This window comes from Pseudomonas sp. FBF18 (assembly GCF_024261405.1).
Classification (GTDB): Bacteria; Pseudomonadota; Gammaproteobacteria; order Pseudomonadales; family Pseudomonadaceae; genus Aquipseudomonas; species Aquipseudomonas palmensis.
The window spans coordinates 46,409-70,280 of record NZ_QKRS01000019.1 but is presented as its reverse complement, the minus strand read 5'-3'; the positions used below and the strand labels follow the sequence as shown (position 1 = coordinate 70,280).

Annotated in this window: 21 protein-coding genes; 8 read left to right on the top strand and 13 right to left on the bottom strand. The window is 65.6% G+C overall.

From position 1 onward, the window contains the following. Positions 1 to 104: 104 nt before the first annotated feature. Complete coding sequence (gene pmbA / locus DN387_RS22795; RefSeq protein WP_043862468.1) at positions 105 to 1,451, bottom strand: metalloprotease PmbA; 1,347 nt, start codon at positions 1,449 to 1,451, stop codon at positions 105 to 107. 108 nt (positions 1,452 to 1,559) lie between these two features. Between pmbA and yjgA the strand changes: the two genes are divergently transcribed. After that, the gene (gene yjgA, locus DN387_RS22790) at positions 1,560 to 2,081 is read left to right on the top strand and encodes a ribosome biogenesis factor YjgA (RefSeq protein WP_043862469.1); all 522 of its coding nucleotides are present in this window, start codon (positions 1,560 to 1,562) and stop codon (positions 2,079 to 2,081) included. A gap of 42 nt (positions 2,082 to 2,123) precedes the next feature. On the opposite strand, the gene tldD is transcribed toward yjgA, so the two are convergent. From tldD to mreB, 8 genes are all read right to left on the bottom strand, one after another. Further along, positions 2,124 to 3,563 (bottom strand): metalloprotease TldD, encoded by a 1,440-nt coding sequence (gene tldD, locus DN387_RS22785; RefSeq protein ID WP_043862470.1) that lies wholly within the window; start codon positions 3,561 to 3,563, stop codon positions 2,124 to 2,126. A gap of 2 nt (positions 3,564 to 3,565) precedes the next feature. Further along, positions 3,566 to 4,417: a carbon-nitrogen hydrolase family protein gene (locus DN387_RS22780; protein WP_054916383.1), complete on the bottom strand. Its 852-nt coding sequence runs from the start codon at positions 4,415 to 4,417 to the stop codon at positions 3,566 to 3,568. A 9-nt stretch (positions 4,418 to 4,426) separates the two neighbouring features. Further along, positions 4,427 to 8,242 (bottom strand): YhdP family protein, encoded by a 3,816-nt coding sequence (locus DN387_RS22775; protein ID WP_054916384.1) that lies wholly within the window; start codon positions 8,240 to 8,242, stop codon positions 4,427 to 4,429. A gap of 79 nt (positions 8,243 to 8,321) precedes the next feature. Next, complete coding sequence (gene rng, locus DN387_RS22770) at positions 8,322 to 9,779, bottom strand: ribonuclease G (protein ID WP_043862473.1); 1,458 nt, start codon at positions 9,777 to 9,779, stop codon at positions 8,322 to 8,324. Positions 9,780 to 9,867: 88 nt separating this feature from the next. Next, the gene (locus DN387_RS22765) at positions 9,868 to 10,473 is read right to left on the bottom strand and encodes a nucleoside triphosphate pyrophosphatase (RefSeq protein WP_043862474.1); all 606 of its coding nucleotides are present in this window, start codon (positions 10,471 to 10,473) and stop codon (positions 9,868 to 9,870) included. A 37-nt stretch (positions 10,474 to 10,510) separates the two neighbouring features. Then, positions 10,511 to 10,999: a rod shape-determining protein MreD gene (mreD, locus tag DN387_RS22760; RefSeq protein WP_043862475.1), complete on the bottom strand. Its 489-nt coding sequence runs from the start codon at positions 10,997 to 10,999 to the stop codon at positions 10,511 to 10,513. Further along, positions 10,999 to 12,036: a rod shape-determining protein MreC gene (mreC, locus tag DN387_RS22755; RefSeq protein WP_080922886.1), complete on the bottom strand. Its 1,038-nt coding sequence runs from the start codon at positions 12,034 to 12,036 to the stop codon at positions 10,999 to 11,001. Before mreC ends, mreD begins: the two co-directional genes overlap by 1 nt. A gap of 157 nt (positions 12,037 to 12,193) precedes the next feature. Beyond that, the gene (gene mreB, locus DN387_RS22750) at positions 12,194 to 13,231 is read right to left on the bottom strand and encodes a rod shape-determining protein MreB (RefSeq protein ID WP_008371426.1); all 1,038 of its coding nucleotides are present in this window, start codon (positions 13,229 to 13,231) and stop codon (positions 12,194 to 12,196) included. A gap of 205 nt (positions 13,232 to 13,436) precedes the next feature. Between mreB and gatC the strand changes: the two genes are divergently transcribed. The 6 genes from gatC to DN387_RS22720 all read left to right on the top strand — a co-directional run bounded on the left by gatC (position 13,437) and on the right by DN387_RS22720 (position 18,625). Continuing rightward, positions 13,437 to 13,724 carry an Asp-tRNA(Asn)/Glu-tRNA(Gln) amidotransferase subunit GatC gene (gene gatC, locus DN387_RS22745; protein WP_043862477.1) on the top strand — a complete coding sequence of 96 codons (288 nt, stop codon included), beginning with the start codon at positions 13,437 to 13,439 and terminating at the stop codon, positions 13,722 to 13,724. 16 nt (positions 13,725 to 13,740) lie between these two features. Next, positions 13,741 to 15,192, top strand: coding sequence for an Asp-tRNA(Asn)/Glu-tRNA(Gln) amidotransferase subunit GatA (gatA, locus tag DN387_RS22740; RefSeq protein ID WP_043862478.1), 1,452 nt, complete (start codon positions 13,741 to 13,743; stop codon positions 15,190 to 15,192). An 11-nt stretch (positions 15,193 to 15,203) separates the two neighbouring features. After that, a complete protein-coding gene (gene gatB, locus DN387_RS22735; RefSeq protein WP_054916385.1) occupies positions 15,204 to 16,649 on the top strand; it encodes an Asp-tRNA(Asn)/Glu-tRNA(Gln) amidotransferase subunit GatB in 1,446 nt (481 codons plus the stop codon). Positions 16,650 to 16,756: 107 nt separating this feature from the next. Beyond that, entirely contained in the window at positions 16,757 to 17,131 is a 375-nt protein-coding gene (locus DN387_RS22730; protein WP_054916386.1) for a septal ring lytic transglycosylase RlpA family protein, read from the top strand. A 62-nt stretch (positions 17,132 to 17,193) separates the two neighbouring features. Further along, entirely contained in the window at positions 17,194 to 18,237 is a 1,044-nt protein-coding gene (locus tag DN387_RS22725) for a calcium/sodium antiporter (RefSeq protein WP_043862481.1), read from the top strand. A 10-nt stretch (positions 18,238 to 18,247) separates the two neighbouring features. Then, a complete protein-coding gene (locus tag DN387_RS22720; protein ID WP_043862482.1) occupies positions 18,248 to 18,625 on the top strand; it encodes a carboxymuconolactone decarboxylase family protein in 378 nt (125 codons plus the stop codon). Between the two features lie 20 nt (positions 18,626 to 18,645). Here DN387_RS22720 and DN387_RS22715 read toward each other — a convergent pair whose 3' ends face one another. From DN387_RS22715 to DN387_RS22700, 4 genes are all read right to left on the bottom strand, one after another. Beyond that, on the bottom strand, positions 18,646 to 20,019 hold the full coding sequence (locus tag DN387_RS22715; protein ID WP_043862483.1) for an amino acid permease: 1,374 nt from the start codon (positions 20,017 to 20,019) through the stop codon (positions 18,646 to 18,648). A 50-nt stretch (positions 20,020 to 20,069) separates the two neighbouring features. Beyond that, positions 20,070 to 21,011: an AEC family transporter gene (locus tag DN387_RS22710; RefSeq protein ID WP_054916387.1), complete on the bottom strand. Its 942-nt coding sequence runs from the start codon at positions 21,009 to 21,011 to the stop codon at positions 20,070 to 20,072. Positions 21,012 to 21,113: 102 nt separating this feature from the next. After that, a complete protein-coding gene (locus DN387_RS22705) occupies positions 21,114 to 21,674 on the bottom strand; it encodes a response regulator transcription factor (RefSeq protein WP_043862485.1) in 561 nt (186 codons plus the stop codon). Beyond that, positions 21,674 to 22,930, bottom strand: coding sequence for an ATP-binding protein (locus tag DN387_RS22700; protein WP_054916388.1), 1,257 nt, complete (start codon positions 22,928 to 22,930; stop codon positions 21,674 to 21,676). Before DN387_RS22700 ends, DN387_RS22705 begins: the two co-directional genes overlap by 1 nt. Positions 22,931 to 23,129: 199 nt before the next feature. Between DN387_RS22700 and DN387_RS22695 the strand changes: the two genes are divergently transcribed. Beyond that, a complete protein-coding gene (locus DN387_RS22695; protein ID WP_043862487.1) occupies positions 23,130 to 23,843 on the top strand; it encodes an SIMPL domain-containing protein in 714 nt (237 codons plus the stop codon). Positions 23,844 to 23,872: the final 29 nt, after the last annotated feature.

Here is a 23,872-nt window from a genome sequence, read left to right as displayed (position 1 = left end):
AAAGCAAAAAGCCCGGCACGGGGCCGGGCTTCGATGTGTAACCTGAGGTGGCCCCTTCGCCGGCAACGCCGGCGCCTACGGGGACCGCGCACAGGCCGGCGGTGTCAGCTGCCGGCGACCGTCATGCGCTCGATCAGCACCGAGCCTGTGTGAATATTGCTACGGGTTTCAAGATCGTTGCCGATAGCGACAATCTGCTGGAACATGTCCTTCATGTTGCCGGCAATCGTGACTTCCTGAACCGCAAACTGGATCTCGCCGTTCTCCACCCAGTACCCCGCTGCGCCGCGCGAATAGTCACCGGTCACCATGTTCAAGCCATGCCCCATCAGCTCGGTCACCAGCAACCCGCGCCCCATGCGGCGCAGCAATGCAGCCTGATCTTCGACCCCATGCGTCACGAACAGGTTGTGCACGCCACCGGCGTTGGCGGTGCTTGGCAGCCCCAGCTTGCGTCCGGAATAGGTGCTCAGCACATACGACACCAGCTCGCCATTTTCGACGAACGGCTTGGCATAGGTCGCCAGGCCGTCCCCATCGAACGAGGCACTGCCCAGGGCACGCTGCAGGTGCGGCCGCTCGTCCAGGGTCAGCCAGCTGGGGAACAGGCGCTGGCCCATGCAGCCTTCCAGAAACGACGACTTGCGGTACAGGTTGCCGCCGGAAATCGCCGACAGGAAACTGCCGAACAACCCGCCGGCCAACTCCGCCGAGAACAGCACCGGTACCTCGCAGGTCGGCACCGGACGTGCGCCCAGGCGCGCCGCCGCACGCTGCGCAGCGCGACGCCCGATACTCTGCGGATCGGCCAGCAGCTCGCCCTGGCGGTTCACGTCATACCAGTAGTCACGCTGCATCTGCCCGTCACCTTCGGCGATCATCACGCAGCTCAGGCTGTGGCGGGTGGAGGCGTAGCCACCGATGAAGCCGTGGCTGTTGCCGTACACCCGGCATCCCTGGTGGGTGCTGAGTGTGGTGCCATCGGCGTTCTTGATGCGGGCATCGGTGTCGAACGCCGCGGCTTCGCAGGCCAGGGCCTTTTCGATGGCCTGCTCGGGGGTGATGTCCCAGGCATGATAGAGGTCGAAATCCTGCAGGTCACGGGCCATCAGGGCCGGGTCGGCCAGGCCCGAGCATTCGTCCTCGGAGGTGTGCTTGGCGATGGCCAGGGCCGCCGCCACGGTTTCGCGGATGGCATCGCTGCCACTGGCCGAGGTGCTTGCCGAGCCCTTGCGCTGGCCCACATACAGGGTGATGCCGAAGCCCTGGTCGCGGTTGAACTCCACCGTCTCCACCTCGCGCTGGCGCACCGAGGTCGACAACCCCTGCTCCAGCGATACGGCCACTTCGCAGGCGCTGGCGCCCTGGCGCCGGGCTTCGGCGATGATCTGTTCGACCTGTTCCTGCAACGCCGGCAGGGCCTGCGGACCTACGCTCTGGACTGCACTCATGGTTTTCTCCACTCAAATTCTGCGTTCGGCTCGGGTCAATCTACGACCGGACCGGACAAGCGGCCCCCGACTGGTTATCATGGCGGCGATTCTCAGCGGACTGCCCCCATGGTTGATTCTTACGACACCGCCTTCGACGGCGAAAAAAGCAAAACCCAAATCAAGCGCGAGATGCAGGCGCTGGTTGATATGGGCGAGCGCCTTACCACGCTCAAGCCCGATATCCTGGCCAAACTGCCCTTGACCGACGAACTGCGCGCGGCCCTGGAAGAGCACAAGCGGCACACCGCGAACGAAGCCAAGCGCCGTCACAAGTCGTTCATCGGCAAGCTGATGCGCGACCAGGACATCGACGCGATCCTCGCGCTGCTCGACCAGCTCGACGCCTCTTCGCGCCAGTACAACGAACGCTTCCACAACCTCGAACGCTGGCGCGACCGGCTGATCGGCGGCACCGACGACGTACTGGAGAAGTTCGTCCAGGAGTACCCGGACGCCGATCGCCAGCAGCTGCGCTCGCTGATCCGCCAGGCCCAGCACGAGCTGGCGCGCAACAAGGCGCCCACCGCCAGCCGCAAGATCTTCAAGTACATCCGCGACCTCGACGAAATCCAGCGCGGCCTGCGCTGATTCTCGCCACCGGGCAGGCACCCTGCCCGCCCGGTTTCATGCTCATGCGCCCGTGCCACCCACGGTGATCGCATCGATCTTCAGGGTCGGCTGGCCAACGCCCACCGGCACCGACTGCCCATCCTTGCCACAGGTGCCCACACCACTGTCCAGCGACAGGTCGTTGCCGACCATCGACACCCGGCTCATGGCCTCGGGGCCGTTGCCGATCAGCGTCGCACCCTTTACCGGCGCGGTGATCTTGCCGTCTTCGATCAGGTAAGCCTCGCTGGTGGAGAACACGAACTTGCCGCTGGTGATGTCCACCTGGCCACCGCCGAGGTTGGCGCAGTAGATGCCACGCTTGACCGAGGCGATGATCTCCGCCGGGTCGCTTTCGCCGGCGCGCATGTAGGTGTTGGTCATGCGTGGCATCGGCAGGTGCGCATACGACTCGCGCCGCCCGTTGCCGGTGACTGCCATGCCCATCAGGCGGGCATTGAGCTTGTCCTGCATGTAGCCCTTGAGAATGCCGTTCTCGATCAGTGTGGTGCATTCGGTCGGGGTGCCTTCGTCATCCACGCTCAACGAACCGCGGCGCCCTTCGAGGGTGCCGTCGTCGACGATGGTGCACAGGCTGGACGCGACCTTCTCGCCCAGGTGGCCACTGTAGGCCGAGCTGCCCTTGCGGTTGAAATCGCCCTCCAGGCCATGCCCGACCGCCTCGTGCAGCAGCACACCGGACCACCCGGCGCCCATCACCACCGGCAAGGTGCCGGCCGGTGCCGGAATGGCCTCGAGATTGACCAGTGCCTGGCGCAGCGCCTCGCGGGCAAAACCCATCACCCGCTCGTCGGTGAAGTAGCGGTAGTCGGTGCGCCCGCCGCCGCCATGCCCGCCACGTTCGCGACGGCCATTCTGCTCGACGATCACACTGACGTTGAAGCGCACCAGCGGCCGCACGTCGGCCGCCAGGCTGCCATCGGCAGCGGCCACCAGAATGCGCTCCCACACCCCGGCCATGCTAACGCTGACCTGCTGGATACGCGGGTCCAGGGCACGCGTGGCCACGTCGACACGCTTGAGCAGCTCGACCTTCTCGGCGCGGCTGAGCACATCCAGCGGGTTGCCCGGCGCATACAGCGCGGTCACGTCCTGGCTCTTGAAGGCCTGCACGCTGCCATTCTGACCGGCGCGGGAAATGGAGCGCGCGGCGCGTGCAGCGGAAGTCAGGGCTTCGAGGTTGATCGCGTTGCTGTAGGCAAAGCCGGTCTTTTCACCAGACTGGGCGCGTACCCCGACCCCCTGGTCGAGGTTGAAGCTGCCTTCCTTGACGATGCCGTCTTCAAGCGCCCAGGACTCTGAAATCTGGCCCTGGAAGTACAGGTCGGCGGCGTCGATTCCCGGCCCGGCCAACTCGCCCAGCACCGATTGCAGGCTGTCGAGGGTCAGGCCGCCCGGCGCCAGCAGGTGATCGCTGACAGTGGATAACAACTCGCTCATAGTCACTCCGAGGTGTGCGCAGGCCGCAATGCGTCCTGCGAAAAAAAGCGCCGGTGCGAGGCCACCGGCATCCGCGCCCGAATGGACGCCTGTTCGCTGCTGTCGCGGGGCGCCAGCAGCACCGCTTCACCGCTGGCCTGCTGGGCAACGATACGCCCCCAGGGGTCGACGATGGCGGCATGGCCATGGGTTTCCCGTGGCCCCGGGTGCGTGCCGCCCTGGGCGGCCGCCAATACGTAACACTGTGTCTCTATGGCCCTGGCGCGAATCAGCACGTCCCAATGGGCCGCACCGGTTACTGCAGTAAAGGCTGCCGGTGCACTGATCAGTTCGGCTCCGGCCGCACGCAGCGCGCTGTACAGCTCGGGAAAGCGCAGGTCGTAGCACACGCTCAGGCCCAGGCGCCCCACCGGGGTATCGGCCACCACCACCCGCGCGCCGTGGGCATAATCGTCCGACTCGCGGTAGCGCCCACGGTTGTCGGCCACATCCACATCGAACAGATGCAATTTGTCGTAGCGGGCCACCTGCTCGCCGTGCTCGTCGACCAGCAGGGAGCAGGCATGGGCTTTGGCCTCGGGCCGGTCGAGCGGCGGCAGCGGCAAGGTGCCCGCTACAATCCATAACCTGAGGTCGCGGGCCGCCTGTTTCAACCATGGCAGGATCGGCCCCTCCCCCAGCGCCTCGGCCCGGCCGATGGCGGCGCTGTCGCGCCGGCCCATGGCAGCGAAGTTTTCCGGCAGCACCGCCAGCCGCGCGCCCCCTTCGGCAGCCCGCTCCAGCAGGGCACGGGCCCGCGCCAGGTTGCCCGGCACATCGTCCTGGCTGACCATCTGAATAACCGCTGACGTCATGTCCATGTTCTAGCGCGACTTCTCGAAAGGTTTGATAAAGCTAATCTTAGGCTCTTTCCACGGGCCCTCGACGCGGTAATGCACACTGGCATAGCGCGCCACCCGATCCCCCAGCAGCCGGTCCACCAGGAACAGCGCCCCGCCCACCGCTGGCGCGCCCACGATCAGCGCCGCCAGGGGCAGGTTGTTGGTCACCGGCAAGGTCACCTGCAAGGTCGCATCGACCCGGTCCCGAACCATGTCCAGGGTGCCATCAAGCTCGAGGTTGCTGGACGGGCCGGTCAGGGTGATCGGCTCGCGCGTCACATACACCCCCTCGCTTGCCACCAGCAGGCCCTTGACCCGGTCGTAGCTCAGGCCCTTGTCGAGCAGGTCGGAGAAGTCCAGGCGCAGGCGCCGGCCGATCGAGTTGAAATTGAGCAGGCCGAACACGCGCAAGGCCTGCGCTCCGCCTTCCACTTCGACGAACTGCCCCTTGCGCAGCAAGGCATCGAGGTTGCCGGAGAAGTGCTTGAGGCTGACCCAGGCCGGCGACCCCTGCCAGCGTCCGTCCACGTCCAGGCGGAAGTCTCGGCTGGTCACCGTCGGCGCGAAGCCCCAGGCGGTCAGCACATCGGCCAGGTTCTTGCCTTCCAGGCGCCCCTTGTACCAGCTGTCGCTGCGCCCCGGCGTGCCTTCCCAGGTGGCGGTGCCATCGATCGCCAGGCCCTTGAGGTTCAGGTCCAGGTCGTTCAGGGCCACGCCCTTGGAGGTGGGACGGGTTTTCAGCGCGACGCTGCCGAGCAGATCATCGCCAAGGAACAGCCTGCCGATGCTCAGGTCGATCGCCGGGATCTTGCGCGGGTCGACATCGGCCAGCGGGTCCGGTCCGTCCACTGCGCTGGCGTCGGCCGGGTCGGACGGCGGCAGGTGGAGGGTCGGCAGGTTGATCACGATCGGGGCGCCCTTGGCATCGGGCAGGCGGGCCGTGCCGATGACCTCCTTGCTGTCCAGGCGCAGGTTCCAGAAGTTGCTCCCGCGGTCCAGGCGTACCACTGCCTGGTTGAGGGTCTGGCCAAAGCCCTTGAGCTGGCCGATGCTCACGTCCACGCTGTTGAGCACCTGCCGGGCATTGCCGCCCGGATCGTCACCGGCCATCTGCTCGAACTGCTTCTGCCAGGGCTCAATGTCCAGCTGGGCGAGCCGGCCACGCACCCGCAGGCCCTGACCGGCCGGCAGTTGCGCCGTGCCGTTGCCCAGCAGCAGCTCACCGCGCCCCTGGCCGAGCTTGCCGGCAGGCGCGGCATAGGCCAGCCTGGCGACGTCGGCGTAGGCCACATCGAAGCGCTGTTGCGGCCCTTGCAGGTTCATCTTGAACTGCGTGGCCCGGGTTTCGCTGACCGCCTTGCCGAACGGCGCCGGCAGGTCCACTTTCAGGCCCTTGAGGGTAGAGTCGATGCTCAGCTGGTTTTCGCGGCTACCGACACTGACCTGCAACTGGTAGGGGATTTCTCCGGAGGCTGGCAAGGGCTGGGTGAATTTCAGCAAGTCGGTCAGCGCCTTCAAGGCGATCTGGCCCTTGGCGGCGATACGGGTCTGCAGTTGCCCAGGCTGCCCCTCGGCAAAGATCTGTGCGCTGATGGGCTTGTCGAAGGCGCGCGCGGTGATGTTCTGGCCGCTGAGCCCCTTGTCGAAGTCGAAGCGGAAAGTGCCGTTCAACTGGCTCAGCTCCAGCGGCGGTTCACTCAGCTTCAGGCGCGCCTGTTCGGTGCTGAAATCCACCAGCACCTTGGGCTGCTGGCCGTGCTCCAGGGGGATATCGAGCTTGAGCTTGCCCTGCAGCGGGCCCTCGCCTTCCCAGCCGGCGAAGGTCGGGCCGGTACCGATCGGCGCGTCCCGCAGGATCTTCACCCCGTCGGCCAGGCGCCCGTCGAACTCTCCGTCCAGGTACAGGTGGGTATGCTCGCCTTCGTTCACATGGGGAATGTTCACGTCCACATTGCGCACCCGGGTGCCGAGCAACTGGCCGCTGCGCGCCTTGACCCGCACACCGGTGTCCTCGATGAACACGTCGCCATCGACCTTGCTCACGTGGGGCCAGCCGGGCTGGAAGTCCAGCTCGGCGTCATGCACCTTGAAGAACAGGCTGATGCTGCGCGACTCGGGGGTCGCGCCGTGGTGCAGCGAGCCCTGGTACTGGAAGTAGCCTTCATCCACCGCGCCCTTGAGGATTGCGGTGCGCAACCAGTGGTCCAGCGCAGGGCTGAGCACTTCGGGCAGGTACTTGGCGGTGTAGCGGCCATCGCCGTCGACCAGGCCCACACGCAGGTCCATGTAGTCTTCGCGTGCATCGTCGAAAAGCAGCCGGATCAGGAAGTCGCCGGCAATCCTGCCCTCGTCACCCAGCACCTTCAGGTACGGCGCAACCAGGGTGAAACCCTCGGAGTCCAGTCGCCAGGTCAGGCGTGCATTGGCCTTCAGGTAATGCCAGGGGTCGGCGAAGATCGGCGTCAGGTGCAGCATGAACTTGTCGGTGTCCAGGCGCAGCTCGCCCTGGCCCAGGTCGCCGCTGATGCTGCCGCTGACATTCCCGGCAGCGGGGGCGCCGTGGTAGGCATTGAAGCCGACGCGGTCCAGGTTGGCTGCAAAGCTCAGGCGCTGATCGCCTTCGGCCCTGGGCCGCACGTCCAGGCGCACATTGCGCAGGCCGCCGGTGACCTTGAGGCCCTCGACCACGGCCATGCCCGCCTCCGGCAGCGGCGCGAGCGCCTGGATCAGCGGGGTCAGCGGGGTCAAATCGAGGCGGTCGGCCTGGATTGCCCACATTTCATCGGCCGGCTCGGTGGCGGCGCTCTGCCTGAGTTGAACGTGGGATTCCCAGCGGGTGTCGCCCAGGCTCATGGCCAGGGAATCGAGCACCACGTCAAAGCCCTTGTCGCTGCGCCTGAACCAGGCATTGAGCGCCAGGTTCTCGACCTTTACCGCCTTGCGACCGGCATGCGCACCCTTGAGCTGCGGCGCGTTGAGGCGCAGCGTCGCGGTCTGCAACTGGCCTTTGCCCCACCCTACCCAGGCCTCGCCACCGGCACGCAGTTCGCTGGCCGTGTACGGGCCCAGCAGCCGCGCCGGCACCCATTTGGCCCAGTCGCTCTGTGGCAGGCTGAGGTAGGCATCCACCGCACCGTCGCGCCACTGGTCGGCGCGCACGCGGCTGCGCAGGCTCAGGCTCATCGGCTGGCCGTCGGGCAGGGTCAGGCGCGCATCCAGGCGCTGGCGCACGCTGCCGGTCTGCAGCCCGAGGCTCACATAGGTCAGGGTCATCGGCTCATGCGCGAACGGCTCCAGGGTCACCTGGCTGTCGAGCACCGACACCTTCGCCACCACCTGGCTGCGTTCGAGCAACTGCTGTACATCCAGTGGCTGATCGTCCTGCACCGGAAGACCCTTGAGGCTCCAGTGACCGTTTTCATCTTCGTGCAGGTTCAGTTGCAGGCCGCCCAGTTCGACCTGGGCCAGGCGGACCTGACGCTGCATCAGGCTGGCCCACAGGTCAGGCACCACCTTGACCTCGTCCAGGCGCAAGGCGCCGGCGCCTTCGCCCAGCTGCACGTCGCGCACGCGCAACACCGGCGCAAGGCCGCTCCAGCGGCCTTCCAGGGCACCGATATGCACCGGCATGCCCAGTGCGGCCTCGGCCTTCTGCTCCACCTCGGCGCGGTACTCGGCAACCAGTGGCACCAGCTCGCGGCCAAGGCTGACGTACAACGCCACCAGCACGGCAAGCAAGGCGCACAGGCCAAGCCCCCAACGGGTCAAGATGCCCAGAACGCGGATCAGACGCTCCATGGCAAGGGCTCCCCGTGTGGTCCGTTAACTATGGCCCGGTACGCGCAGTTTTCCAGCGCAGGGTAGGTTTCAACGCGAGTCAGAGCAGCACCACATCGTATTGTTCCTGGGAATACATGGACTCCACCTGGAAGCGGATGGTTCGCCCGATGAATGCCTCCAGCTCCGCCACGTTGCCCGATTCCTCGTCGAGCAGGCGGTCCACCACCTTCTGGTTGGCCAGCACCCGGTAGCCTTCGGCCTGGTAGGCGCGGGCCTCGCGCAGGATCTCGCGGAAAATTTCGTAACAGATGGTCTCAGGGGTCTTCAGCTTGCCGCGGCCCTGGCAACTGGCGCATGGTTCGCACAGCACCTGTTCAAGGCTTTCGCGGGTGCGCTTGCGGGTCATCTGCACCAGCCCCAGCTCGGTGATGCCGATGATGTTGGTCTTGGCGTGATCACGTTCCAGCTGTTTTTCCAGGGTACGCAGCACCTGGCGCTGGTGTTCTTCGTCTTCCATGTCGATGAAGTCGATGATGATGATGCCGCCGATGTTGCGCAGGCGCAGCTGGCGGGCAATCGCCGTGGCAGCCTCCAGGTTGGTCTTGAAGATGGTCTCTTCGAGGTTGCGGTGGCCGACGAAGGCCCCGGTGTTGACGTCGATGGTGGTCATCGCCTCGGCCGGGTCGACCACCAGGTAGCCGCCGGACTTGAGCGGCACCTTGCGCTCCAGGGCGCGCTGGATCTCGTCCTCGACGCCATACAGGTCGAAGATCGGCCGCTCCCCCGGGTAATGCTCCAGGCGGTCGGCGATTTCCGGCATCAGCTCGGCGACGAACTGCGTGGTCTTCTGGAAGGTTTCCCGTGAATCGATGCGGATCTTCTCGATCTTGGGGTTGACCAGGTCGCGCAGGGTACGCAGGGCCAGGCCCAGGTCTTCGTAGATTTCGGTGGGTGCGCCAACGGTCTTGATCTGGGCCCCGATCTGGTCCCACAAGCGACGCAGGTAGCGGATGTCCATGACGATCTCGTCGGCGCCGGCGCCCTCGGCCGCGGTGCGCAGGATGAACCCGCCGGCGTCCTGGATGTTTTCCTGGGCGATGCAGTCGGTGACCACCTGCTTGAGCCGCTCGCGTTCGCCTTCGTCCTCGATCTTCAGCGAGATGCCCACATGGCTGGTACGCGGCATGTACACCAGATAGCGCGACGGGATCGACAGCTGGGTAGTCAGGCGTGCGCCCTTGGAGCCGATCGGGTCCTTGGTCACCTGCACCACCAGGCTCTGGCCTTCGTGCACCAGGGCACTGATGGTCTCGACACTGGCGCCTTCGCGCTGGGAGATTTCCGAGGCGTGGATGAACGCCGCGCGCTCCAGGCCGATGTCGACGAACGCCGCCTGCATGCCGGGCAGCACCCGCACCACCTTGCCCTTGTAGATGTTGCCGACGATGCCCCGCCGCTGGGTGCGCTCGACGTGCACCTCTTGAAGAACACCGTTCTCCACCACCGCCACGCGTGATTCCATCGGCGTGATATTGATCAGAATCTCTTCACTCATGGCAGGCTCTCGTCAAAGGTCTTCAGCTAATGATGGATTGCCCGGCGGTCGCTGGCGAGCAATTAAAGGGGTACGGACAGTTCCTCGCTCAACGGGGCGGCAGGCCTTGCCAGCAGGGAATGGCAAATTGCTCCAGCAGCTCGGCGGTTTCGCTCAGCGGCAAGCCGACCACCGCCGAGTAGCTGCCCTGCAGCGCCTTGACGAAAATTGCCGCCAGGCCCTGAATCGCATAGCTGCCGGCCTTGTCCTGCGGCTCGCCGCTGGCCCAGTAGGCCAGGGCCTGTTCGGGGCTGATGGGGCGCAGGCTGACGCGGCTGGCAACGTTCACGCTCAGGCAGCGCTCGCCATCGGTCACCGCCACTGCCGTCAGCACGTCGTGCTCGCGTCCGGACAATGCGGCCAGCATGGCCAGGGCGTCGGCCTGCCCCTGCGGCTTGCCGAGGATCTGCCCGTCGAGCACCACCGCAGTGTCGGCGCCCAGTACCGCCAGGTGCCCTTCCACGCCGCTGGCGCGCAACACCGCCAGGCCGGCAGCCGCCTTCTCGCGCGCCAGGCGCTCGACATAGGCGTCAGCCGGTTCGGCATCCAGAGGGGTTTCATCGATGCTGGCGGCCACCGGGGTGAACGGCACGCCGATCTGGGAGAGCAGCTCACGTCGGCGTGGCGAACCAGAGGCCAGGTACAGCGGGGTCATGTGACGTCTCCGTGTCAGCGTCGGTGGGCAACGCGAATCAGTTGATACTCAGGCGTCGGCGCAGGCCGCGCAAGGCGAAGCTGATCCAGGGCCACAGCAGCGCACTGATCACCGCCGGCCACACCAGCGCCAGGGTCGGCTGGCGGTTGCCGGTCAGGGCGCTGAGCCACAGCTGAACCAGCTGGGCCAGGCCGAAGATCACCAGAATCACCAGGCTCTGCTGCCACATGGGGAACATGCGCAGGCGCTGCTGCAGCGACAGCACCAGGAAGGTGATAAGCACCAGCACCAGGGCGTTCTGCCCCAGCAGCGTGCCGTACAGCACGTCCTCGGCAAGCCCCAGCACGAATGCGGTGGTCATGCCGACCTTGTGCGGCAGGTGCAGCGTCCAGAAGGCCAGCAGCAGGGCCAGCCACAGCGGACGGAAAATCTCCATGAACGGCAGCGTGGGCCACACGCTCAGCAGCAGGCCGATCAGGAAGGTCAACCAGACCACCCAACCGTTGCGGCTACGGGTACTGCTCATCAGTGTCTCTCCCGAGAAGTGGCCGGGGCGGCTGCAGGGGCAGCGGGCGCGGCGGCAGGAGCAGGTGCAGGGGTTGGCGCAGGCGTGCCCGGCGCAGCGGGTGCGGCAGGTGTGCCCGGCGCGGCAGCCGGCATGCTGCCATCGATCGGGCTCTGCGCCTGGCGATCAGCCGCTTCCTGAGCCTGCGCGGCATCGGCGGCGCGCTGTTCGGGGGTACGGCTGTCGGAAAACACCAGCAGCATGTAGCGGCTGCGGTTGAGCGCCGCGGTCGGCACCGCCCGCACGATGGCGAACGGCTGCCCGGAGTCGTGGATCACCTCGCGCACCGTGGCCACCGGGTAGCCAGCCGGGAAGCGCTGGCCCAGGCCGGAACTGACCAGCAGGTCGCCTTCCTTGATGTCGGCGGTGTCGGCCACGTGGCGCAGTTCCAGGCGTTCGGGATTGCCGGTGCCACTGGCAATCGCGCGCAGGCCGTTGCGGTTGACCTGCACCGGAATGCTGTGGGTGGTGTCGGTGAGCAGCAGCACCCGCGAGGTGTACGGCATCAGCTCGACCACCTGGCCCATCAGGCCACGGGCGTCGAGCACCGGCTGGCCCAGCACCACGCCGTCGCGTTCGCCCTTGTTGATCAGGATGCGGTGGGTAAAGGGGTTGGGGTCGACGCCGATCAGCTCGGCCACCTCGACCTTCTCGTTGACCAGTGCCGAGGAGTTGAGCAACTCGCGCAGGCGCACGTTCTGCTCGGTCAGGGCCGCCAGCTTCTGCAGGCGACCTTGCAGCAGCAAGGCTTCGGTCTTGAGTTTCTCGTTCTCGGCGATCAGCTCGGTGCGGCTGCCGAACTGGCTGGCCACGCCCTGCCACATGCGTTGCGGGAAGTCGCTGATGGTATAGGAAGGCATCAGCACCAGCGCCATCTGGCTGCGCAGCGGCTTGAGCAAGGTAAAGCGGGCGTCCACCACCATCAGGGCGATAGACAGCACAACCAGCACAAGCAGGTGCACGCCCAGCGAAGGGCCTTTGGCGAAAAGCGGTTTAATAGGCCGCTCCTCGAAGATTCAGGGGGTCATTCATACGGCAACGCACCGGCCTGCTTGCAGGATGGATGGAAACGACGCCCACACGCGCCACCAGCACATACAGGTAGCACTGTGGGCGCTACCTGTAAACCGGGGGACGGGGTGGGCGGTCAGCAAATCACTCGCTGGAGAGCAGGTCCATGGTGTGTTTGTCCATCATCTCCAGCGCGCGACCGCCGCCACGGGCGACACAGGTCAGCGGGTCTTCGGCGACGATCACCGGCAGGCCGGTTTCCTGGGCCAGCAGCTTGTCCAGGTCGCGCAGCAGCGCACCACCACCGGTCAGCACCAGGCCGCGCTCGGCGATGTCCGAAGCCAGCTCCGGTGGCGATTGCTCCAGGGCGCTCTTGACCGCCTGCACGATGGTCGCCAGCGATTCCTGAAGGGCTTCGAGCACTTCGTTGGAGTTCAGGGTGAAGGCACGTGGCACGCCTTCGGCCAGGTTGCGGCCGCGTACGTCGACTTCACGCACTTCGCCGCCCGGGTAGGCAGTACCGATTTCCTGCTTGATACGCTCGGCGGTGGACTCGCCGATCAGGCTGCCGTAGTTGCGGCGCACGTAGGTGACGATGGCCTCGTCGAAACGGTCGCCACCCACACGCACGGATTCGGCGTACACCACACCATTGAGGGAGATCAGTGCGATTTCGGTGGTACCACCACCAATATCGACGACCATCGAACCACGGGCTTCCTCGACCGGCAGGCCGGCACCGATGGCGGCGGCCATCGGCTCTTCGATCAGGAACACTTCACGGGCACCGGCACCGAGGGCCGACTCGCGAATGGCGCGGCGCTCTACCTGGGTCGACTTGCACGGAACGCAGATCAGCACGCGAGGGCTGGGCTGCAGAAAACTGTTTTCGTGAACCTTGTTGATGAAGTACTGCAGCATCTTTTCGCAGACGCTGAAATCGGCGATCACGCCGTCCTTCATCGGACGAATGGCAGCGATGTTGCCGGGCGTACGGCCGAGCATGCGCTTGGCCTCGGTGCCGACAGCGACGACACTTTTCTGGTTGCCGTGAGTACGAATGGCCACAACCGAAGGCTCATTCAGGACGATACCGCGCTCACGCACGTAAATAAGGGTGTTGGCAGTGCCCAGGTCGATGGAAAGATCGCTGGAAAACATGCCACGCAGTTTCTTGAACATGGGAAAGTGACCCTAGGCAACGCGTGGGTAAAAAAGTGCGGCAAACTCTAACAACGGCGGGGATTTTGGGCAAGGCGCCAATATGTTAAATTGGCAGTTTTTCCGAGCAAGCCAGCACACAATCGCGGCCTTATGACCGTAAATCTGCCAGCATGTTCCTCATTCGCGGACCAATTCCGTTTTTTGTTTTCCCCTGGAGATCCCCATGGCGCTTGAACGCTGCGACGTGGAAAAGATCGCTCACCTGGCCCGCCTGGGCCTCAATGAAGCCGATCTTCCGCGCACTACCGATGCCTTGAACAGTATTCTGGGTTTGGTCGACCAGATGCAAGCGGTCGACACCACTGGCATCGAGCCACTGGCCCACCCCCTTGAAGCCCGTCAGCGCCTGCGTGCCGACGTGGTAACAGAAAGTAACCAGAGAGACAGCTACCAGGCCATCGCCCCGGCGACCGAAAGCGGCCTGTACCTGGTTCCTAAAGTCATCGAGTAAGGGAATAGAGCCTGCCATGCATCAACTGACCCTGGCCGAGATCGCCCGCGGACTCGCCGACAAAGCCTTTTCTGCCGAAGAGCTGACCCGCACGCTGCTGGCGCGCATCCAGCAGCTCGACCCGCAAATCAACAGTTTCATCAGCGTCACCGAAGACCTGGCCCTGGACCAGGCGCGTGCCGCCGACGCCCGCCGTGCTGGCGGTGAAACCGGCGCCCTGCTGGGCGCCCCCATCGCCCACAAGGACCTGTTCTGCACCCAGGGCGTGCGCACCAGCTGCGGCTCGAAGATGCTCGACAACTTCGTCTCGCCGTATGACGCCACCGTGGTAAGCAAGCTGGCCGAGGCCGGCATGGTCACCCTGGGCAAGACCAACATGGACGAGTTCGCCATGGGTTCGGCCAACGAATCCAGCCACTACGGCGCGGTGAAGAACCCGTGGAACCTCGAACACGTGCCGGGCGGCTCGTCCGGCGGTTCGGCCGCCGCCGTGGCCGCGCGCCTGCTGCCGGCCACCACCGGCACCGACACCGGCGGTTCGATCCGCCAGCCGGCGGCGCTGACCAACCTCACCGGCCTCAAGCCGACCTACGGTCGCGTGTCGCGCTGGGGCATGATTGCCTACGCCTCCAGCCTCGACCAGGGTGGCCCGCTGGCGCGTACCGCCGAAGACTGCGCGCTGCTGCTGCAGGCCATGGCCGGTTTCGACGCCAAGGACTCCACCAGCATCGACGAACCGGTGCCCGACTACAGCGCCCCGCTCAACGCCTCGCTGCAGGGCCTGCGCATCGGCCTGCCGAAGGAGTACTTCGGTGCCGGCCTGGACCCGCGCATCGCCGACCTGATCCAGGCCAGCGTCAAGGAGCTGGAAAAGCTCGGCGCGGTGGTCAAGCAGATCAGCCTGCCGAACATGCAGCACGCGATCCCTGCGTACTACGTCATCGCCCCGGCCGAAGCCTCGTCCAACCTCTCGCGTTTCGACGGCGTGCGCTTCGGCTACCGCTGCGAAGACCCCAAGGACCTCACCGACCTGTACAAGCGTTCACGCGGTGAAGGCTTCGGCCCCGAGGTGCAGCGGCGCATCATGGTCGGCGCCTACGCGCTGTCGGCCGGCTACTACGATGCCTACTACCTGCAGGCGCAGAAGATCCGCCGCCTGATCAAGAACGACTTCATGGCCGCCTTCGAAGAGGTCGACGTGATTCTCGGCCCCACCACGCCCAACCCGGCCTGGAAGCTTGGCGCCAAGAACAGCGACCCGGTCGCCGCCTACCTGGAAGACGTCTACACCATCACCGCCAACCTCGCCGGCCTGCCAGGCCTGTCGATGCCGGCCGGTTTTGTCGACGGCCTGCCGGTCGGCGTGCAACTGCTGGCCCCGTATTTCCAGGAAGGCCGCCTGCTCAACGTCGCGCACCGCTATCAGCAAGTGACTGATTGGCACACCCGCGCACCTACCGGCTTCTGAGGGACAGACACATGCAATGGGAAGTTGTGATCGGGCTGGAAATTCATACCCAGCTCGCCACCCAGTCGAAGATTTTCTCCGGCAGCGCCACCACGTTCGGCTCCGAGCCGAACACCCAGGCCAGCCTGATCGACCTGGGCATGCCCGGCGTACTGCCGGTGCTCAACGAAGAAGCCGTGCGCATGGCCTGCATGTTCGGCCTGGCGATCGACGCCGAAATCGGCGAGCACAACGTGTTCGCGCGCAAGAACTACTTCTACCCCGACCTGCCCAAGGGCTACCAGATCAGCCAGATGGAGCTGCCGATCGTCGGCAAGGGCTACCTGGACATCGCCCTTGAAGACGGCACCGTCAAGCGCATCGGCATCACCCGCGCGCACCTGGAGGAAGACGCCGGCAAGAGCCTGCACGAAGACTTCAGCGGCGCCACGGGCATCGACCTGAACCGCGCCGGCACGCCGCTGCTGGAAATCGTCTCCGAGCCGGAAATGCGCAGCGCCAAGGAAGCCGTGGCCTACGTCAAGGCGATCCACGCACTGGTGCGCTACCTGGGCATCTGCGACGGCAACATGGCCGAGGGCTCGCTGCGCTGCGACTGCAACGTGTCGATCCGGCCCAAGGGCCAGGTCGAGTTCGGCACCCGCTGCGAGATCAAGAACGTCAACTCGTTCCGCTTCATCGAGAAGGCGATCAACACCGAGGTGCAGCGCCAGATCGAACTGATCGAGGATGGCGGCCGGGTGATCCAGGAAACCCGCCTGTACGACCCGAACAAGGACGAGACCCGCTCCATGCGCAGCAAGGAGGAGGCCAACGACTACCGTTACTTCCCCGACCCGGACCTGCTGCCGGTGGTCATCGAGCCGGCGTTCCTCGACGCCATCCGCGCCACCCTGCCCGAACTGCCGCCGCAGAAGCGCGAGCGCTTCCAGAGCCAGTTCGGCCTGTCGGCCTACGACGCCAACGTGCTGGCCTCCAGCCGCGAACAGGCCGACTACTTCGAGCAGGTGGTCGGTGTGTGCGGCGATGCCAAGCTGGCGGCCAACTGGGTCATGGTCGAGCTGGGCAGCCTGCTGAACAAGCTGGGCCTGGAGATCGACCAGGCGCCGGTCAGCGCCGCGCAACTGGGCGGCATGCTGCAGCGCATTCTGGACAACACCATCAGCGGCAAGATCGCCAAGGTGGTGTTCGAGAAGATGGCCGCCGGTGAAGGCGATGCCGACCAGATCATCGAGGCCGAAGGCCTGAAACAGGTGACCGACACCGGCGCGATCGAGAAGGTGCTGGACGAAGTGCTGGCGGCCAACGCCGAGCAGGTCGAGCAGTACCGCGCGGCGGACGAGGCCAAGCGCGGCAAGATGTTCGGCTTCTTCGTCGGCCAGGCGATGAAGGCGTCCAAGGGCAAGGCCAACCCGCAACAGGTGAACCAATTGCTCAAGAGCAAGCTCGAAGGCTGAACCGCGTCGCCTGCATTCGCCGGCAACGCCGGCTCCTACAAGGACGCACCAATCCCTGCAGGAGCCGGCGTTGCCGGCGAAGGCCACACCACGGAGTAACCGGATACATGTGGCGTCCCCTCAGCGCACTGCTCGCGCTTTTCACCCTGCTCGCCGGCTGTGCCAGCCACACCCTCGACCCCCGCGGTTACGACCAGACCGGCACCGCCTCCTATTACGGTTCCCGCCATTACGGCAAGCGTACCGCCAGTGGCGAACCCTTCGACCAGCACGGCCTGACCGCCGCCCATCGTAGCCTGCCCTTCGGCACCCGCGTGCAGGTCACCAACCTCGCCAACGACCGCCGCGTCGTGGTACGCATCAACGACCGCGGCCCGCATACCCGGGGTCGACTCATCGACCTGTCACGCGCCGCCGCCGACCAACTGGGCATGCTCCGTAGCGGAACCGCGCGGGTACGGGTACAAAGTCTCAGCAACTGACCCTGCTTCGGAGCACGACCATTTTCGACCTGGCCGCTTTACCCACCTTCAGCCTGCTGCAACTGGCCCTGGGCCTGCTGCTGCTGATCACCGGCGCCGAACTGCTGGTGCGCGCCGCCCTGCGCCTGGCCGCCAGCCTGCAGGTGCGTCCGCTGATCATCGGCCTGAGCCTGGTGGCCTTCGGCAGCAGCGCCCCGCAACTGACCGTGAGCCTGCAGGCGGCCTACACCGGCGCACCCGACGTGGCGGTGGGCAGCGTGATCGGCAGCAACATCTTCAACGTGCTGGTCACCCTGGGCCTGGCCGCCCTGATCATCCCCCTGCGCGTTTCGCGGCAACTGGTACGCCTGGATATCCCGCTGATGATCGGCGCCAGCCTGCTGGTGTACCTGCTGGCCCTGGACGAACGCATCGGCCGCCTCGAAGGCGCCCTGCTGCTGCTCGGGCTGGTTGCCTACCTGGCCATCCTGTGGCACCAGTCACGCCACCACGCACGCACCTACCCCGCCCCCGGCCCGCGGCCGCAGCGTGGCGTCGGCTTCTGGTTCGGCACCCTGGCACTGATGCTCACCGGCCTGGGCCTGCTGAGCCTGGCCGGGCACCTGTTGCTGGAGGCAGCAGTGGAAGTGGCCGTCGACCTGGGCCTGTCGGAGCGGGTGATCGGCCTGACCGTGGTGGCGGTATGCACCTCGCTGCCGGAGCTGGCCACCTCGCTGATCGCCGCCTTGCGCGGCGAGCGTGAAATCGCCGTGGGCAACGTGATCGGCAGCAACCTGTTCAACCTGCTGGCGGTGCTCGGGCTGACCGCGCTGGTGGCCCCGGTGCCGCTGTCGATCTCGCCCAACGCGCTGGCCTTCGACCTGCCGGTGATGCTCGGCGTGGCTGTGCTGACCCTGCCGGTGTTCTATTCCGGCTACCGCGTCACCCGCGCCGAAGGTCTGGTGTTCCTGTGTCTTTACCTGGCCTATGGTCTGCACGTGGTGGCCTTCACCACCGGCATGCCGCTGGCCAACCGTCTGGAGCAGCTGATGCTGCTTTATGTCCTGCCGACGCTGGCGGTGGTGCTGATGTACACCACCGTGCGCGCCTGGCGCCGCCAACACTAAGGAAAACAACATGGGCGAGAGCAACAAAACCGGCGAACAGGTTCGCCGCCAGGTCATGGGCGATGCATTCGTGGACCGTGCACTGGGCAATGCCACCGAGTTCACCGAGCCGCTGCAGGCGTTCGTCAACGAGCACGCCTGGGGCAGCGTGTGGAGCCGCGAGGGCCTGCCGCTGAAAACCCGCAGCCTGATCACCCTGGCGGCGCTGACCGCGCTCAAGTGCCCGCAGGAGCTCAAGGGCCACGTGCGTGGCGCCCTGAACAACGGCTGTACGGTGGAAGAGATTCGCGAGGCCTTGCTGCATTGTGCCGTGTACGCCGGCGTACCGGCGGCGATTGATGCGTTTCGCGCCGCCCAGGAAGTGATCGACAGCTACCAGCAGGGCTGACCGATCACCCCGCAGGGCCGTCAGCCGGCGACGGCGGCGGCCTTCTGCCCCTTCTTCTTGAGCCAGAACGCCACGCCCAGGGTAGCGATCCAGGCCGGAATCAGCAGTACCGAGATGCGGATCGGCGGGGTCAGGTACATCACCACCAGAATCAGCACGATGAACGCCAGGCACAGGTAATTGGTCACCGGGTGCCCCCAGCTCTTGTAGAAGGTCGACTCGCCGGCAGCGATCTTGGCCTTGCGAAACTTCAGGTGGGTGATGCTGATGCTCGCCCAGTTGATCACCAGTGCCGACACCGCCAGCGCCATCAGCAGGCCGAAGGCTTCGCCCGGCATCAGGTAGTTGATCAGCACGCACAGGCCGGTGGCGACCGCCGATACGCCCAGCGCCGCCAGCGGCACGCCACGACGGTTGATCTTGAGCAGTGCGCGCGGCGCATCACCCTGGCTGGCCAGGCCGAACAGCATGCGGCTATTGCAGTACACGCAGCTGTTGTACACCGACAGCGCGGCAGTCAGCACCACCACGTTGAGAATGGTGGCCACCAGGTTGCTGTCCAGGTTGTGGAAGATCATCACGAACGGGCTGCCGCCCTGCACCACCTTCTGCCAGGGGTACAGCGACAGCAGTACCGCCAGTGCGCCGATGTAGAAGATCAGGATGCGGTACACCACCTGGTTGGTCGCGCGTGGAATGCTGTAGCGCGGGTTGTCCGCCTCGGCCGCGGTGATGCCGACCAGCTCCAGCCCGCCGAAGGAGAACATGATCACCGCCATCGCCATCACCAGCCCGGTGATGCCATTGGGGAAGAACCCGCCGTACTGCCACAGGTTGGCCACGCTGGCATCCGGCCCGCCGCTGCCGCTGGCCAGCAGCCAGGCGCCGAAGCCGATCATGCTGACGATGGCGATCACCTTGACCAGCGCGAACCAGAATTCCAGCTCGCCGTACACCTTGACCTGGGTGAGGTTGATCAGGTTGATCGCCACGAAGAAGATCGCTGCAGTGGCCCAGGTGGGGAAGTCCGGCCACCAGTACTGCACGTAGATACCCACCGCCGTCAGCTCGGCCATGCCCACCAGCACATAGACCACCCAGTAGTTCCAGCCCGAGACGAAGCCGGCGAACTCGTTCCAGTAGCGGTGCGCAAAGTGGCTGAAGCTGCCCGCCACCGGTTCCTCGACCACCATCTCACCCAGCTGGCGCATGATGAAAAAGGCCATCAGGCCGGCGATGGCGTAGCCCAGCAGCACGGCAGGGCCTGCCATCTGGATGGTCTGGGCGATGCCCAGAAACAACCCGGTGCCGATGGCGCCGCCCAGCGCGATCAACTGGATGTGACGGTTCTTCAGGCCGCGATGCAAACGCTCGGGCGTGATCTGGTCTTGCATGAAGTGTCCTCAGGCAGGGAGGCCGTTATTTTGAGTGTGGGCGACAGGATCTAGATCCAGCCGCCCCACTGCAAGATAAATATGCCGATATTCGTCGTAACTGCGGCCATCAGCGTGGTAATCACGATGATCGAGGCGGCCAGCTGGTGATTGCCGTTGGCCGCGCGCGCCATCACGTAGCTGGACGCGGCGGTGGGGCTGGCGATGTACAGGAACAGCACCCCCAGCTCCGCGCCGCGAAAGCCGCACAACCAGGCACCGAAGGTGGCCAGCAGCGGCAGCCACACCATCTTCACCAGGCTGGCACTCAGCGCCATGCGCCCGCTGGCGTGCAACGAGGCCATCGACAGCGTGCCGCCGATGCAGATCAGCGCCAGCGGCAGGGTCATCTGCGCCAGGTAGTCACCGGAGGTCAGCAGCCAGTTGGGCAGCCCCACCTTGGCATACGCCAGCACGCCGGCCACCAGCACACTGATGATCAGCGGGTTGCGCAGGATGCTCTTGAGGATGCTCCAGGGGTCGGACTTGATGGTCGGGCTGTACACCGCCAGCACCACGGCCGACAGCGAGTTGTAGAGCAGGATCACCAGCCCGGCCAGCACCGCGCCGATGGAGATGCCATGATCGCCGTACATGCTCCCGGCCAGCGCCAGGCCGATGACCGCATTGTTGCCGCGAAAGCCGCCCTGGGCGTAGATGCCGCGATCTTCACGGGGGCAGCGCCAGATCGCGATCAGCCAGGCCAGGCCGAAGCTGCCCAGGGTGGCGACGGTGAAGTAGAGCAGTAGCGAGGGTTGGACCGCCGCCTCGAGATCGGCGTGGTAGATGCCCAGAAACAGCAGCGCCGGCATGCTCACGTTGAACACCAGGGCCGAGGCGGTCTGGATGAAGCTGTCGTTGATGGCGTTGATGCGGCGCAGCAGCACGCCCATGAACATCATCGCGAACACCGGCGCGGTGATGTTCAGGGTCTGGAGAAAAAGGGCGAGCATGCAGGTGGTCCCGTCGGCGTCGTTAGGGAGCTAATCATACGTCAACCTTGGGGCTGCCATGCAGCCTCTTCGCCGGCCTTGCCGGCGAAGAGGCCCTGAGGTTCAGCGCCGAACCGGGCGCTTCTGCAATTTGCGCTGCAGGGTACGCCGGTGCATGCCCAGCGCCCGCGCCGTGGCCGAGATATTGCCCTCATGCTCGGTCAGCACACGCTGGATGTGCTCCCACTGCAGGCGGTCTACCGACATCGGGTTTTCCGGTACCAGCGTGTCCAGGTCGGCGTGCTCGGACGCCAGCGCCGCCAGCACGTCGTCGGCATCGGCCGGCTTGCACAGGTAATTGCAGGCGCCGCGCTTGATCGCCTCCACCGCGGTGGCAATGCTCGAATAGCCGGTGAGGATCACCACGCGCATCTCCGGGTCCAGTTCCAGCAGCTTGGGCAGCAGCACCAGCCCGGAGTCGCCCTCCATCTTCAGGTCCAGCGTGGCGTAGTCCGGCACGTCCTGCTGGGCAATCTGCAGGCCCTCTTCGGCAGAACCCGCCGTGCTCACGCGAAACCCGCGCCGACTCATGGCCCGGGCCATCACCCGGGTAAACGTGGCGTCGTCATCCACCAGCAGCAGGTGCGGCAGCTCTTCGCCTTCAGCCTGAATTTCATCACTCATCACACGTCTCCTCGCGCGTCACGCGGCAGGCGCAGCTCGGTGAGCGTACCGCCTTCCTCATGACTATAGAGTTTTACCGAGCCGCCAGCACGGGTCACGCTGGCCTTGCTCAAGAACAGGCCCAGGCCGAAGCCCTTGCCCTTGGTGGTAAAGAAGGGTTTGCCGATCTGCTCGGCGATCGCCACCGGCACGCCGGGGCCATGGTCGCGAATGCTGATCACGATGTCCTCGGCGTCCCAGTCCAGGTACACCTCCAGGTCATTGGGGCAGGCATCGGCTGCATTGTTCAACAGGTTCAGCAGGGCCTGGGTCAGGTCCGGCGGCGGCGCCAGGCGCGGCACCGTACCCTGGCCCAGGCGCTGGAAGCGATAGCTGGCCTCGGGGCGCATCAGGTGCCAGCGGTTGAGCGCCTCGTCCAGCCAGAAGCTCGCCTCCTGCTCTTGCACCGCCATGCGCCGGTTGGCCTCGGCGGCGCGCACCAGGTTCTGCAAGGTGTGCTTGCACTGCTTGACCTGCTCCTGCAGCGTCTCCAGGTCTTCCTGCAGCAGCGGGTCGGTGTGGTCCTGGCGCATCTCGTTGATCAGCACGCTCATGGTCGCCAGCGGCGTACCCAGCTCATGGGCGGCACCGGCGGCCTGGGTGGCCACGGCCAGCAGTTGCTGGTCACGCAGGCCTTCCTCGCGGCGCTGGGCCTGGAACTGCTGCTGGCGACGCAGCTCTTCGGCCATCTTGGCGGCAAAGAAGGTGATCACCCCGGCGGCCAGGGCAAAACTCAGCCACATGCCGTAGATCTGCATCTTCTCGCGGGCCATGGGAAAGGTTTCGAGCGGGAAGTACTGCACCAGCAGCAGGGTGTAGGCCACCAGCGCAATGCCCGACAGGATCAGCGAATACAGCCATGGCAGTGTCACCGCGGCAATCGCCAGGGGCACCAGGTAATAGGACACGAAGGGGTTGGTCGAGCCCCCGGAAAAATACAGCAGCGCACTGTGGATCAGCAGGTCGCAGGCCAGCTGCACCGCATACTCCAGCTCGGTGACCGGCAGCGAGGTGCGCAGCCGGATGGCCGTGAGCACGCACAGCACCATGGAGAACCCCAGGGTGATGCTCAGCGCCAGCCACGGCAGTGGCAGCAGTTCGGTCCAGTAGGCGACCGCCACCGAACCGGCCTGGGCGGCCAGCACCAGGGTGCGGATGAAGGTCAGGCGCCAGAGGTTCTGACGTGTGGCAGACAGCATGAGTACGGGGGCGAGCATGAGCTCTCCTGATGAGTGCTCCAGGTGAATCGTGGCGAGTATACCCAAGCTGCACCCCGCGCTGCAGCAATGCGGCAAAGCGCCACAGGCACACCGGCATCGATGATGGCTTTTTGAACCTCGTCGGTTTGTGCGAGTCTGATGGGGTCTGCGTGGTCGGGATCGACCGCCGCCACGCCTCAATTTCAAGGAGTTGCCCATGCACACTGTGTCTCGCGCCAGTACCACCCTCGTCCTCGCGACCGGCCTGTTTGCCAGCTTTGCGGCACTGGCCGACGAGCCTCGCTACAACCAGGTTTCACTGCGCGCCGAAGCCAGCAAGGAAGTCGCCCGCGACCTGATGGTCGTGACCCTGTACACCGAGGCGCAGAACACCGACCCGGCCAAGCTGGCCAACGAGATCACCACCAGCATGAACAAGGCGCTGGAAAAGGCCCGTGCGGTCAAGGACGTCAAGCTCAGCCAGGACAGCCGCAACAGCTACCCGATCTACGACAACAAGAACCAGAAGATCACCGGCTGGCGCGAACGTGCCGAGCTGCGCCTGGAAAGCGCGAACTTCCCGGCGCTGTCCAAGCTCACCGGCGAGCTGCTGCAGGACCTGAAGATGGGCGGGATGGATTTCGCCATCGCCCCGGCCACCCGCAAGAGCAGCGAAGACGCCCTGCTCAAGGATGCCATCGACGCCTTCAAGGCCCGCGCCCAGCTGACCACCGAAGCCCTCGGCGGCAAGGGCTACAAGGTGGTCAACCTGAACCTCAACAGCAGCGGCTACCCGCACCCCTACGCCCGCGGCGCCATGATGATGAAGGCCAGCATGGACGCCGAAGCCGCGCCAAGCCCGGAAATCGAAGCCGGTACCAGCCAGGTCAGCCTCAGCGCCGACGGCACCATCGAAGTGCTGATGCCCTGATTCACCCGCGGGCAACGCCTGCATCGCTG

What these genes read in the sequence shown, in the direction of transcription:
- pmbA (WP_043862468.1), bottom strand. Translation starts at nt 1,451, where the DNA reads ATGAGTGCAGTCCAGAGCGTAGGTCCGCAGGCCCTGCCGGCGTTGCAG.
- tldD (WP_043862470.1), bottom strand. Translation starts at nt 3,563, where the DNA reads ATGAGCGAGTTGTTATCCACTGTCAGCGATCACCTGCTGGCGCCGGGC.
- yjgA (WP_043862469.1), top strand. Translation starts at nt 1,560, where the DNA reads ATGGTTGATTCTTACGACACCGCCTTCGACGGCGAAAAAAGCAAAACC.
- DN387_RS22715 (WP_043862483.1), bottom strand. Translation starts at nt 20,019, where the DNA reads ATGCAAGACCAGATCACGCCCGAGCGTTTGCATCGCGGCCTGAAGAAC.
- rng (WP_043862473.1), bottom strand. Translation starts at nt 9,779, where the DNA reads ATGAGTGAAGAGATTCTGATCAATATCACGCCGATGGAATCACGCGTG.
- gatB (WP_054916385.1), top strand. Translation starts at nt 15,204, where the DNA reads ATGCAATGGGAAGTTGTGATCGGGCTGGAAATTCATACCCAGCTCGCC.
- mreD (WP_043862475.1), bottom strand. Translation starts at nt 10,999, where the DNA reads ATGAGCAGTACCCGTAGCCGCAACGGTTGGGTGGTCTGGTTGACCTTC.
- DN387_RS22700 (WP_054916388.1), bottom strand. Translation starts at nt 22,930, where the DNA reads ATGCTCGCCCCCGTACTCATGCTGTCTGCCACACGTCAGAACCTCTGG.
- DN387_RS22730 (WP_054916386.1), top strand. Translation starts at nt 16,757, where the DNA reads ATGTGGCGTCCCCTCAGCGCACTGCTCGCGCTTTTCACCCTGCTCGCC.
- gatC (WP_043862477.1), top strand. Translation starts at nt 13,437, where the DNA reads ATGGCGCTTGAACGCTGCGACGTGGAAAAGATCGCTCACCTGGCCCGC.
- DN387_RS22695 (WP_043862487.1), top strand. Translation starts at nt 23,130, where the DNA reads ATGCACACTGTGTCTCGCGCCAGTACCACCCTCGTCCTCGCGACCGGC.
- DN387_RS22710 (WP_054916387.1), bottom strand. Translation starts at nt 21,011, where the DNA reads ATGCTCGCCCTTTTTCTCCAGACCCTGAACATCACCGCGCCGGTGTTC.
- DN387_RS22765 (WP_043862474.1), bottom strand. Translation starts at nt 10,473, where the DNA reads ATGACCCCGCTGTACCTGGCCTCTGGTTCGCCACGCCGACGTGAGCTG.
- DN387_RS22720 (WP_043862482.1), top strand. Translation starts at nt 18,248, where the DNA reads ATGGGCGAGAGCAACAAAACCGGCGAACAGGTTCGCCGCCAGGTCATG.
- DN387_RS22780 (WP_054916383.1), bottom strand. Translation starts at nt 4,417, where the DNA reads ATGACGTCAGCGGTTATTCAGATGGTCAGCCAGGACGATGTGCCGGGC.
- mreB (WP_008371426.1), bottom strand. Translation starts at nt 13,231, where the DNA reads ATGTTCAAGAAACTGCGTGGCATGTTTTCCAGCGATCTTTCCATCGAC.
- DN387_RS22775 (WP_054916384.1), bottom strand. Translation starts at nt 8,242, where the DNA reads ATGGAGCGTCTGATCCGCGTTCTGGGCATCTTGACCCGTTGGGGGCTT.
- gatA (WP_043862478.1), top strand. Translation starts at nt 13,741, where the DNA reads ATGCATCAACTGACCCTGGCCGAGATCGCCCGCGGACTCGCCGACAAA.
- DN387_RS22705 (WP_043862485.1), bottom strand. Translation starts at nt 21,674, where the DNA reads ATGAGTGATGAAATTCAGGCTGAAGGCGAAGAGCTGCCGCACCTGCTG.